Here is an 11,785-nt window from a genome sequence, read left to right as displayed (position 1 = left end):
AAATGTGATGAAAAGAAAGCTGGTTTCTATTGTATTGACATGTTTATTTCTTGTAATAGCTGCTGGATGCAGTGGCAAATCCGTAGGTTCATCAGAGAATGGGAAAAAAACATTAGTTTTGGCTGCTTACGGTGGAAGTTATGAGCAAAAAATGAAGGAAAATCTTATTCCTAAATTTGAAGAGGAGCACAATGTAAAAGTGACTTATATTACAGGAAGCTCTGTTGATACATTGTCAAAGCTGCAGGCACAAAAAGGTAATCCACAAATTGATGTAGCTTTTCTAGATGATGGTCCACAGGCACAGGCAAAAACTTTTGGGTTACTTGCACCTTTGAAAGAAAAACTTGTTCCGAATCTAGAGAATCTATATGATATTGCAAAAGATAAGGATAATATTGGTGTTGGATTTGGAATTATTTCAACTGGTTTAGCTTATAACAAAGATGTATTTGAACAAAATGGATGGGACCCGATTACTTCATGGAATGATTTGGCGGATGCGAAGTTCAAGGGGAAAATCGTATTACCATCGATTGCAAATACATATGGAGTTCACACGCTCCTCATGACAGCTATAGCTAATGGAGGAAGTGTAGAAAATATTGACCCTGGATTTGAAAAAATGAAAGAAATTGCTTATAACACTGTTACTTTTGATAAAACAGCTGACGTTTCAAATTATTTCTTACAAGGGCAAGCTGTTGCAAGTTCTTGGGGAAGCAGTCGTGTGTATACCTTACAAGATTCAGGTTTTCCAATTGAATTCGTAACACCTGATGAAGGTGCACCAGCGTTGATGGCAACTGTAAGTGTGGTAAAAGGTGCACCGAATGAAGAACTTGCTCAGAAATTTGTAAACTTTGTATTAGATGAGGAAGCCCAAAAATTATTTGCTGCTTCATTATTCGATGGTCCTGTCAATAAACATGTTGAATTAGAAGAAGAAATAGCTAACAAGGTTGTTTATGGCGAAGACGAAATTGAGAAACTGGTCAAGGTTGATTGGGAACTTGTTAATACTAAAAGAGAAGAGTGGACCGAACGAGCAAATAAGGAAATAGAAATATCCCATTAAGGCGGGTGATATCATGAGTTATTTAAAAATTGAAAATTTGGTAAAAACATATAATAAAACCGAAGTTGTAAAAAAGTTAAGCCTCGAAATCAAAAAAGGTGAGTTAATGTCTTTTCTTGGTCCCTCCGGTTGTGGTAAAACAACCACTCTGAATATGATTGCGGGCTTCTTGGATGTCGATGGCGGGAAAATTGAGGTAGATAATGAATCAGTACAGCATTTACCGCCAAATAAAAGGGAAATGGGTATGGTTTTTCAAAATTATGCACTTTTTCCACATATGACGGTTTTTGATAATGTTGCATACGGTTTGAAGCTTCGAAAAGTAACGAAGGTGGAAATTAAAAGGCGTGTGCAAGAAGTATTGGAAATGGTTAGATTATCAGGCTTTGAAAAACGGTATCCAAAAGAGCTTTCTGGAGGACAGCAGCAACGAGTTTCTCTCGCAAGAGCACTGGTAATCAAGCCCAAGGTTCTTTTGTTAGACGAACCACTTAGTAACTTAGATGCAAAGCTTCGTCAGCAAATGAGGGAAGAAATTGTGGAAATTCAAAAGGAACTGGGGATCACAACTATCTTTGTTACACATGACCAAGAAGAAGCACTGGCAATTTCTGATCGAATCGCTGTAATGTTTGAAGGCAGAATAGAGCAAGTTGATACACCAGCTGATATTTATAATCATCCAGAGACTGACTTTGTGTCGCAATTTATCGGAGAGGTAAACCGAGTGAGAGGAAAGGTTCTTGAAGTTTATGAAAATAATAAATGTAAACTTTTCTTTTATGGTAGCGAGCAGATTGTCTCAATCCATTCAAAGCAAAATTCTGAAATTGATTTCTTTATAAGACCAGAAAAAATACAAATCCTAACAAGTCCGTCTAATAAAGGTGATGAGATTAAAACAATAGTAGAAAGAAAGATGTTTTTAGGACCTAAAACGAGATACTTTTTAAAGATAGAGGATAACCACATCGTTGCAGATATATCAAATACTATGATAAATCCAAATGATATACACCAAGGGAGTAATGTATTTGCTATATGGAAACCAGAAGATCTACTACCTTCTAGAAAGGGTAGGTGATAGTTATATGAAATTAGAAACGGGATCTACTATAAACATTAAGAAAAAGAAAAAAAAGAAAAAAATATGGGACGCATGGTTGTTAGTAATACCCACTCTAGCAGTCTTTATATTTTTCTTTTTAATTCCTTTGTTTTTCCTTTTTATTACTAGTTTTAAAACCTTTGATGCTAGTACAGGCATAGGAGGTGAATGGACGTTTCAGAATTATATAAAATTCATTTCGGATCCTTTTTATCTCGGAGTCCTTTGGAGAACGGTGAAAATAGGATTAATAACCACTTTGGTTACAATTATTATTTCATATCCTGTGGCATTTCAAATAGCTAAGGCTAAGGGGAAAGTAAAAAACTATCTAACGTTACTTGTCCTTTCACCATTATTAATTAGTATGGTCATTCGTTGTTATGGATGGGTTATTTTACTTTCAAATAATGGTGTTATTAATAGCTCATTGATGAAACTTGGATGGATTGACCAGCCTCTAGAGTTATTATATAGCGAATTTAGTGTCATTGTAGGAATGGTGCATGTCCTTTTTCCTTACATGGTATTAAGTATAATGGGGTCACTTGAAAGGATTGATACTTCCGTTTTAAGAGCCTCGCAAAATCTCGGGGCGAGTTCTTTGAAAACTTTTACATCGGTCACTCTGCCTTTAACCTTGCCAGGAATATTTGCTGGATCAGTAATGGTGTTTAGCTTAAGTGTGAGTTCATTTGTTACACCTTCCATTTTGGGAGGACCACAAGTGAAAGTCATGTCTTACATAACGTATGAACAAGTGGCTGTCATGCTAAATTGGCCGTATGGAGGAGCTATTGGTTTTATTCTCATTTTTATAGCAACTATTACTATCGTTTTTTACAGCAAAATACTTTCTAAATCAAAAAAAGGGGTGGCTATTCAATGAAGAAAAAACGGTTGCCCTCATTTGTACTAAATTTTTCTTGTTTACTGATTTATGTGTTTTTACTCGCTCCTATTATCGTCGTTTTGCTTTCATCATTAACCACAACTGAGTATATCGTGTTTCCTCCAGAGGGATTGACATTTAGATGGTATGCGGAATTACTTGAACACCCTGAGTTTATACACTCCCTTCTTTTAAGTATTCTTGTTGCTTTTCTTACTGCCATAATTGCTACTGCAATTGGCACGCTAGCCTCGCTAGCTATTGTGAGATATGAATTTAAAGGGAAAGAGGCCATCGTCCAATTAGTTGGTTCTCCGCTACTTATACCATCTGTTGTTTTTGGTGTTGCACTATTACAGTTTTATTCCTGGATTGGATTAGCTGCGAGTCCTTTAGCTTTAGTAATCGGCCACATTATTTTAACTGTACCTTTTGTTGTCCGCCTTGTAGTTGCCAGTTTAGTAGGCTTTGATCGTTCCATCGAACAAGCTGCTCTGAATTTAGGGGCAGGACCTTTTAAAGTGTTTCTTCAGATTACATTACCAATTATTAAATCAGGTATCATAGCAGGTGCGATTTTTGCTTTTATTACTTCATTTGATGACTTAACTGTAGCTTTATTTATTGTCAGTACGGATGTTGTCACTCTACCGGTACGTATCTACACATATATGCAATATCAATATGATCCAATCATTACTTCTATTTCTAGTATTATGATTTTATTTACAATTGTACTAATGATAATTATTGAAAGAGTATTAGGTGTAGGGAAAATATTCTCATCAAAAAATCAATAAGAAGGTGTTTTTATGCATATAGAAAATCATCCTGTTCTAGGTAAGCAACTTCAAAAACCTGTAACAGTATATTTCAACAATCAACCCCTTTTAGCATATAAGCAACAAACGGTAGCAGCAGCCCTCATAGCTAATGGGATCAAAAAATTAGGGGAGAGCAGAAAATTAGTTCAATCAAGAGGACTTTTTTGTTCTAGAGGAAGATGCTGTAGCTGTTATATGACTATTGATGGAGAAAATCATGTAAGAAGTTGTATGACAAAAGTAAAGGATGGTATGCAGATTTATCAATCATTGGGAGACCCAGAGATAAGGAGCGATGAAAATGGATACTGATGTACTCATTATCGGAGCGGGACCGGCAGGCATTGTTGCAGCAATTGAAACGGCTTCAAAAGGATTAAATGTGACTATCATAGATGAATCAAATTTATTGGGTGGACAATTGAGACAACAAACACAGATGTTGCAATCATTGCCCTCGCCATATCAATCAATGCGTGGCTTTGAATTAGCACAAGATTTAACAAATCAATTAACTCAATTCCCAATTCGCTACTTACTGGAGCACCGCATCATTGGTATTTATGCTAATGGAAGTCTTGGTATTACCGATGAATTAAACGTTTTTCCCATTATGGCAAAAAAGATTATTGTTGCCACAGGAGCTACAGAAAATGCAATTTCTTTCCCTAAATGGACTTTGCCTGGAATTATGACTATAGGTGCTGCCCAAACATTAGTCAACAGAGATTTTGTAATTCCGGGTAAAAGTGCAGTTATAGTTGGTTCAACTGACTTTGCTATGGATATTATCCATCAACTAATTGACGTAGGGATAAATATTAAAGGAATCATCGAACAGCAACCAACGATTCAAGCAAGGGAAATGAAAAAGGTTAATGAGCTATATGATATAGGACTACCTTTTTATGTGAATGCTTCTATTAAAGAAGCACGAGGAATTGGGGAGGTTAAGGAGGTTGATATTCAACTGCAGGACCGAGTCTTTACTGAGTATGTTGATCTTGTGTTAGTTGATGGTGGAAGGTCGCCAATTCTCGATTTGTTTTATCAATTGAATTGTTCTTTTGGATTTGGAGATAAGCTCGGTGGGTGGGTCCCATCGTATAATCAATCCTTTCAAACTAGTGTAAATGATGTTTTTATTGCTGGAAACGCTACAGGAATAAGCGTGCATGGTGCACTGTTAATAACAGGTAAAATTGCTGCTACTAGTGTGTGTGAGGAATTGGAAGTACTTAGTAGAGAAGAAGCGGAAAAGCAAAGTGCTGAATTATGGAAAGAGTTAGAGTCACGAGAATACACTGATGTCTTCCAAGAGCGTATAAAACATATTGAAAGCTATAAAAGTCCAATGCTAAAAAATCAATTTATCTCTTAGTACAATTTGGTTTAGGTATTTAAATTATTGAGAGACTAGAAGGTGAATAATGTGGATAAAACAAAGATTATCTGTCGATGTGAGGAAATTAGCTATGAAGAAATAGAGGAAGTGGTTGGCCATGGGGCAAAGACATTTGATGATATAAAAAGATTGACAAGATGCGGCATGGGTCCTTGTCAGGCAAAAACTTGTACTAATCTTGTTGCAATGGTCATACATGAACAGACAGGGACCCCTTTATCAGAAATTCCATTACCACGGATACGTATGCCTTTATCTCCTATTAAACTAGAAACCTTAGCTACGAATAGTACTACTTTCTCTACTGTAAAATCGGTTTTAGATGAGTTGGAATTAGAAGAGGGGAGGGTAAAGTAGATGGATGGGAAATATGAAACCATTATTATTGGTGGAGGCGTAGTTGGTAACGGAATTGCCTATCACCTTTCTGAACGGTACAAAGAAGGTGTTCTTGTCCTTGACAAAAAGTATCCTCTAAGTGGAACATCTGGGTCAACTCAAGCGTGGGTATGGGTTCATAATAAAACGCCCTCTTGGTATGCAGAACTAAATTATTATAGTGCAGAGTTATACCCATATTTGTCAAAAAAAATAGGCGATGTTGAATATAAACGGACAGGAGGCTTGTCTCCTTTTTTTCAAGAAAAAGATAAGGAAAAAGCATTGTATCTAGCAGAGTCTTATGAAAAGATTGGAATTAAAATAAAAGTCCTTTCTAAAGAGGAAGTATTAGTAAAAGAACAATGTATAAACCCAAAAGTTGTAGGTGCAACATATAGTTCCATAGATGGAAACGTAAATCCTTTTAGATTAATTGATAGGTATATGCGTTCAGCAAAGAAAAACAATGTAGAATACTCTACATATAATAAAGTAACAGACATAAAAAAACAGGATGGGCAATATATTATTGTTTCAGATAAAAAAAATTATATGTGTAAAAACTTAATTCTAGCAGGTGGAACGTGGTCCAATGAGTTAGGGAATATGCTAGGAATTAATATCCCGATCTATCAGTTAAGGGGACAAATACTTGTTTCTGAACCGCTGAAACCATTCTTAAGACACACTGTGAGTGGATTAAGACAAGCAAATAATGGAGAAGTATTAATGGGCTATTCAATGGAGAAGAAAGGGTTTAATCGTTCGACAACTCTTGATGTCATTCAAGAAACAGCAAATATGGCTGTACATTATGTTCCATCGTTAAGAAAAGCTAAGATTGTCAGAGCATTTTCAGGAATTCGTGCTATGCCTGAAGATGGATTTCCTATTTTAGGTACTGTGCCTGGTTTTGAAAATCTCTACGTAGCTGCAACACATAGCGGTGTAACTTTGTCTCCGTTAATCGGAACACTCATTACTGAACTTATATTGGACGGAGAAACATCGTTTCCAATTGATAACTATTCAATTAGCCGATTTAATTAGGTTTTATAAGTTTATATAACTACTGGTTATGATATGATATCCATTCTTTTCATATAAGAATGGATTTTTATTTGAGGGTAAAGAATAGTATTATTATACATTTAAGAAGTCCTATTTTTTAATCATCTAATTAGATATACGTCTAATTAAGTGGTAAAATTAAACTATCAAAAAAAGGTGGGGATCTGATGAAAATTGAATGTACTCGTTTCAAAGTAAAGGAAGGCAAATCAACACAGGTTGAAGAATGGATGGAGTTCCTTAATCAGAGGATGGATCAAGTTTTACTCACGCTTAAAGGTGAAAAAATGTATATAGAAACAATCTTTAGAGAAGTGCAGAACGAGGCTGAATATTTATACTGGTACTCTATTCAAGGTGAAGGCGGTATTGAAGTTACTGATTCAAACCATGAAATAGATCAGCTTCATTTACAGTATTGGGATGAGTGTATCGACAAAAACTATCGACCGATTGATCTGGAAATGAAGGTTTCAATGATTCCGGAAAAAATACGACGTGAAATGGTTTAATATTCATTCTCTAATCTATTGTCCGTTTTAAAATGCGCAACACGTCGGAAAAATGATTTGTTATACTAGGAATATTGGATCGTAAGAGGAGGAATGATGATGAAGTTTATACATACAGCTGACTGGCACTTAGGGAAGCTGGTACATGGTGTATATATGACTGAAGATCAGCGTTATTTCTTAGAACAGTTTGTTGAGCTGGTTGCAGAGGAAAAACCTGATGCGGTGGTAATCGCAGGTGATTTATACGATCGCTCAGTACCGCCGACTGATGCAGTAGAACTATTAAATGAGATGTTATTTAAAATAAATGTTGATTTGAATACGCCTATCGTTGCAATAGGCGGAAATCATGATAGTGCTGAAAGGTTGTCTTTTGGCAGTTCATGGTATAAAAAAAGCCAATTCTATCTATCTGGAAAACTAAATAGTGATTTCTCTCCCTTTCATATAAATGGGGTGAACTTCTATCTTGTTCCATATGCAGAGCCAGGTTTAGTTCGTCATTTAATGGAAGATGATAGCATTCATTCCCATGATGATGCAATGAAGAGAATCATAGGGAAAATCGAAGAGACGATGAATCCGGACGAACCCAATGTGCTTGTTGGACATGCTTTTGTATTAGGCGGGAAAACAAGTGATTCCGAAAGGACCCTTTCTGTAGGAGGTTCTGGTTGTGTGAGTGCAAGTTTGTTTGAGCCTTTTTCATATACAGCTCTTGGTCACCTCCATAGCCCTGATGCTTTAAAGCACGAAAAGATTCGTTATTCTGGCTCTCTCTTAAAATACTCGTTTTCAGAAGCAAAGCAGGAAAAGTCCATCTCTATTATCGAGATGAAGGAGAATGGTCAATTTGATCTTCGCACACGATCTCTAAAACCGAATAAGGATATGAGAGAAATAGCAGGTTATCTGGCTGAATTAATGGACCCTGGCTTTCATAATAATCAAGACTGCGGTGACTATTTAAAAATCACATTGCATGATGAAGGGGCATTAATTGATCCAATTAATAAATTGCGACAAATTTATCCGAATGTCCTGCATTTAGAGCGGAAATTAGCGATTACAGATATGAAAAAGAAAAGCACCTTTACTTCTTTAAAAGAAGAGAAAAAGTCAGAGTTGGAACTATTTTCTAAGTTTTACGAGGAAATGACAACAGCAGATTTCACAGAAGAAAAACGCAGTATGATGGCTGATATTATTGAGCAGGTAAGAAAGGAGGAATCATTAAAGTGAGGCCTCTTAAATTAACTATGCAAGCATTTGGTCCTTATGCTGGTACAGAGTCAATTGATTTCACCTCTTTAGGCTCGCGAACGATGTTTGTTATTTCGGGAAAAACAGGAGCAGGGAAAACGACGATATTTGATGGAATCAGCTTTGCGATTTATGGAAAGGCGAGCGGGGAAGATCGAAATGGAATAGATTTAAGAAGCCAATTTGCCCAGCCAAATAATCCAACTGAAGTGACCTTAGAGTTTTCACTAAGAAATAAAATGTATTTCATTAAACGTTCTCCGCAACAGCTGAAGAAAAAAGAGCGTGGAGATGGCACAACAACAATTGGTGCAAAAGCAGAGCTATACGTCTATAATGACGATGGTGAACAGTTACTACTAGCATCAAATGTGCGTGATGTTGATGACAAAATGAAGGAAATTATGATTATTGATAGCAACCAATTTAAGCAAATTTTGATGATTCCACAAGGGGAATTTCGTAAGCTTTTAACCTCTGACAGTAAAGAAAAAGAAATGATTCTTCAGCGACTTTTTCATACTGAGGTTTATAAACGCGTTGAAGAAAAGCTGAAAGAAGAGTCAGCTTTACTGAGGAGAGCCGTTGAATCTCAAGTGAATCATAGAACCCATGCTATTCAACAAATTCATGTGATAAATAATGAACAGCTTCAAGCAGCATTGCTGGATGGGGCGGATCAGGCAGATGTGATTATTCCGTTGCTGTTGGCAGAAATTGAAGAGATGGAAACACAATTAGAGTCTCTTCATACAACTGTCATAGATAGAGAAAAAGTGAAAAATCAATTACAGCAAAAGCTTTTTGAAGCAGAATCCATCATGAAGCAGTTGAAAACAAAAGATGAATTGGCAAAAAGAAAAGACGAGTTAAAAAGAATGGAAGATGATTTTCAAAAGAAAGAAAAGGATTTAGCTCTTGCTTACAAAGCATCCGTTCTCGATCAGCAAGAACAGCTTTGTCACAGACTTAAGCGAGATTCAGACAAGGCGGATGGGCAATTAAATAATGCGCGTACACAGCTTTCGGCAATTACTGAGCTGTTAAAGACGAGTGAAGCTGCCTATCAAGCAGAGAAAAACCGTGAAGCTGACAGGCAGCAAGCTGAATCTGAAATAAATAGATTGAAGAATATGGAAGAGGATATTCGATCATTTGCAAAAGTGGACGAAATGGTACGTTCTTTGCAAACGAAGTTGAAATTCTATAATCAGTTGCAATCAGATGACGAAGCAGCTATCAAACTGCAAGAACAAGAACTGCAATCTTTAAAAGAAGAAAAACAGATGCTTGAAAAAGAACAAATGCAATCTGTCGAAAATGAGCGCCTTTTATATACTTTAGAGGATGAACAAAATAAGTTGCGAAAATATTTAACCCATAAAGAGAATTACAAAGCTGTAATTCAAGTCTTTGAAACAAATAAATGGCTTGTGCAAAATATAAATGCCAGGTTGAAAGATGCTAAAAAATTGATCACAACATTGGAAGAACAGTGGCTTCATGGACAAGCTTCGATTCTCGCTGACCAGCTGCAATCAGGGGAACCCTGTCCTGTTTGCGGGTCAATGGATCATCCGACACCCGCAATTTCGTCAGAAGAAATTCCAAATGAAGAGGATTTAAAGGCAGCAAAACAACAATTAGCCGTTATAGAAAAAGAAAAAGCCCATGCAGATACAAAGTATTATGAGTCGCAATCCAAAACTGAAACAATTCAAGACGCAATCCAAGAATTAAAACAGGAGATTGAGCTGAAAAGGCCTGATTTTGCAGATGATCATTCATTGACTCTTTTTGCGTCTATTAAGAATCAATATAAAGAAGCTGTACATTTGCAAAATGAACTAGGCAAGCGTAAGAATCGGTTAACCATATGCGGCAAGGAAATCGAACAAGCAGAATTAAAGAAGAATGAGCTTTCGCTGCAATTAAAAGAGCATACAGAATTATATAGTGAAACAAGAATTACCTATACAGAACAAAATGCTAACCTTATGCGGATGATCAATGCTATTCCCGAAGAATTAAGGTCGATGCAAGCCTATCATCATCAAATAGAAACAGCCGAAAAGAAATTATCAGATTTACGCAAAAGCCTAGAAAATGCTCAGAGAAAATTTGAGGATGCAAAAGCTAGTTTTTCCGCAGAACAAGCTCGTGTTGAAACAATCGGTAAAAATGTAACACAAATGAAGGATGCTTTAGGTGTGGAGAGGGCTGCTTTTGTACAAAGAATGCAGAAACAAGGGTTCAAAGTGTACGGAGAGTATGCCAATGCCAAGAAAACTGAACAGGACATAGCAGAATTGGATTCCTCCATTCGAGGTTATAGGGAAGAGGTCCGTTCAGTTCATGATCGATACGAAGAGCTGATAGACTTACTAAAAGGTATCAATAAGCCTGATGCAGAAAAATTACAATCTGAGCTTCAGGAAATCAGCCAGGAACTCCAATCTATTAAAGAAAAACATACAGATTTAACCATTAAGAAAAGAGATAATGAGACGATTGCAACGAAGATTCAGCAAATAAATACAGAAATTCAGGATCTGGAGGAAAAATACAAACTCATTGGTCACTTATCAGATATGTCCCGCGGACAGAATACTTATCGAATCACTTTTGAACGGTTCGTTCTTGCTTCTTTCCTAGATGACATATTAAGAGAGGCAAATGTCAGGTTAAGTAAAATGACGAGTGGAAGATACGAATTACTAAGAAAAACGGATCGCTCTAAAGGTAATGTTCAAAGCGGGCTGGAGCTCTTAGTGTATGACCAATATACTGGGCAGGAACGACATGTCAAAACATTGTCTGGCGGTGAAAGCTTTAAAGCTTCTTTAGCACTTGCACTTGGGCTAGCAGATATTGTGCAGCAGCATGCAGGGGGCGTATCTTTAGAAACCATGTTTATCGATGAAGGATTCGGTACACTCGATCCTGAATCTCTTGAGCAGGCGATAGAATCTCTAATAGAAATTCAAAGCAGTGGCAGACTGGTTGGAATCATCTCCCATGTGCCAGAATTAAAAGAAAGAATTGATGCGCGTCTTGAAGTTATAGCAACCAAAGGCGGAAGTCAAACTAAATTTGTATTTTTAAGTTAACCATTGCTTAGCCGTAATCTTTCTAGATTGCGGCTAATATTATAAAAATGTAAGGAGAAATCGTTGTATAATTATTAGAACATTGCTAATATTTAATTAAAAAAGCATTCTAAGCTTATAAAAAAGCAATGTTTT

At 36.5% G+C, this 11,785-nt stretch carries 11 protein-coding genes; all 11 read left to right on the top strand.

Annotated features, from left to right (window positions below):
• The first annotated feature begins 7 nt into the window (after window positions 1-7).
• The 11 genes from J2S17_RS08190 (at window position 8) to J2S17_RS08140 (ending at window position 11,650) form a co-directional block, all read left to right on the top strand.
• Window positions 8-1,078 (top strand): ABC transporter substrate-binding protein, encoded by a 1,071-nt coding sequence (locus J2S17_RS08190; protein ID WP_307473691.1) that lies wholly within the window; start codon window positions 8-10, stop codon window positions 1,076-1,078.
• 13 nt (window positions 1,079-1,091) lie between these two features.
• Complete coding sequence (locus J2S17_RS08185) at window positions 1,092-2,165, top strand: ABC transporter ATP-binding protein (RefSeq protein ID WP_307473690.1); 1,074 nt, start codon at window positions 1,092-1,094, stop codon at window positions 2,163-2,165.
• Window positions 2,166-2,172: 7 nt separating this feature from the next.
• The gene (locus J2S17_RS08180; RefSeq protein ID WP_307473688.1) at window positions 2,173-3,078 is read left to right on the top strand and encodes an ABC transporter permease; all 906 of its coding nucleotides are present in this window, start codon (window positions 2,173-2,175) and stop codon (window positions 3,076-3,078) included.
• The gene (locus J2S17_RS08175; protein WP_307473686.1) at window positions 3,075-3,881 is read left to right on the top strand and encodes an ABC transporter permease; all 807 of its coding nucleotides are present in this window, start codon (window positions 3,075-3,077) and stop codon (window positions 3,879-3,881) included. Before J2S17_RS08180 ends, J2S17_RS08175 begins: the two co-directional genes overlap by 4 nt.
• Window positions 3,882-3,893: 12 nt before the next feature.
• The gene (locus tag J2S17_RS08170; protein WP_307473684.1) at window positions 3,894-4,217 is read left to right on the top strand and encodes a (2Fe-2S)-binding protein; all 324 of its coding nucleotides are present in this window, start codon (window positions 3,894-3,896) and stop codon (window positions 4,215-4,217) included.
• The gene (locus J2S17_RS08165; protein WP_307473682.1) at window positions 4,207-5,286 is read left to right on the top strand and encodes an NAD(P)/FAD-dependent oxidoreductase; all 1,080 of its coding nucleotides are present in this window, start codon (window positions 4,207-4,209) and stop codon (window positions 5,284-5,286) included. The genes J2S17_RS08170 and J2S17_RS08165 overlap by 11 nt, the downstream gene beginning before the upstream one ends.
• 51 nt (window positions 5,287-5,337) lie before the next feature.
• Window positions 5,338-5,667: a (2Fe-2S)-binding protein gene (locus tag J2S17_RS08160; RefSeq protein ID WP_307473680.1), complete on the top strand. Its 330-nt coding sequence runs from the start codon at window positions 5,338-5,340 to the stop codon at window positions 5,665-5,667.
• Window positions 5,668-6,741 (top strand): NAD(P)/FAD-dependent oxidoreductase, encoded by a 1,074-nt coding sequence (locus J2S17_RS08155; RefSeq protein WP_307473677.1) that lies wholly within the window; start codon window positions 5,668-5,670, stop codon window positions 6,739-6,741. It abuts the gene before it with no gap.
• A gap of 188 nt (window positions 6,742-6,929) precedes the next feature.
• Window positions 6,930-7,274 carry a DUF6176 family protein gene (locus tag J2S17_RS08150; protein ID WP_307473676.1) on the top strand — a complete coding sequence of 115 codons (345 nt, stop codon included), beginning with the start codon at window positions 6,930-6,932 and terminating at the stop codon, window positions 7,272-7,274.
• Between the two features lie 99 nt (window positions 7,275-7,373).
• The gene (locus tag J2S17_RS08145) at window positions 7,374-8,519 is read left to right on the top strand and encodes an exonuclease SbcCD subunit D (protein ID WP_307473674.1); all 1,146 of its coding nucleotides are present in this window, start codon (window positions 7,374-7,376) and stop codon (window positions 8,517-8,519) included.
• A complete protein-coding gene (locus J2S17_RS08140; protein ID WP_307473672.1) occupies window positions 8,516-11,650 on the top strand; it encodes an AAA family ATPase in 3,135 nt (1,044 codons plus the stop codon). Before J2S17_RS08145 ends, J2S17_RS08140 begins: the two co-directional genes overlap by 4 nt.
• Window positions 11,651-11,785 lie beyond the last annotated feature (135 nt).

The organism is Cytobacillus purgationiresistens (genome assembly GCF_030813235.1).
Classification (GTDB): Bacteria; Bacillota; Bacilli; order Bacillales; family Cytobacillaceae; genus Cytobacillus; species Cytobacillus purgationiresistens.
Note: the sequence above shows the minus strand (reverse complement) of the source record. Positions and strands in the feature narration are given on the sequence as shown.

Coding starts and splice junctions, on each gene's coding strand:
- J2S17_RS08190 (WP_307473691.1), top strand. CDS start 8: ATGAAAAGAAAGCTGGTTTCTATTGTATTGACATGTTTATTTCTTGTA.
- J2S17_RS08185 (WP_307473690.1), top strand. CDS start 1,092: ATGAGTTATTTAAAAATTGAAAATTTGGTAAAAACATATAATAAAACC.
- J2S17_RS08180 (WP_307473688.1), top strand. CDS start 2,173: ATGAAATTAGAAACGGGATCTACTATAAACATTAAGAAAAAGAAAAAA.
- J2S17_RS08175 (WP_307473686.1), top strand. CDS start 3,075: ATGAAGAAAAAACGGTTGCCCTCATTTGTACTAAATTTTTCTTGTTTA.
- J2S17_RS08170 (WP_307473684.1), top strand. CDS start 3,894: ATGCATATAGAAAATCATCCTGTTCTAGGTAAGCAACTTCAAAAACCT.
- J2S17_RS08165 (WP_307473682.1), top strand. CDS start 4,207: ATGGATACTGATGTACTCATTATCGGAGCGGGACCGGCAGGCATTGTT.
- J2S17_RS08155 (WP_307473677.1), top strand. CDS start 5,668: ATGGATGGGAAATATGAAACCATTATTATTGGTGGAGGCGTAGTTGGT.
- J2S17_RS08150 (WP_307473676.1), top strand. CDS start 6,930: ATGAAAATTGAATGTACTCGTTTCAAAGTAAAGGAAGGCAAATCAACA.
- J2S17_RS08145 (WP_307473674.1), top strand. CDS start 7,374: ATGAAGTTTATACATACAGCTGACTGGCACTTAGGGAAGCTGGTACAT.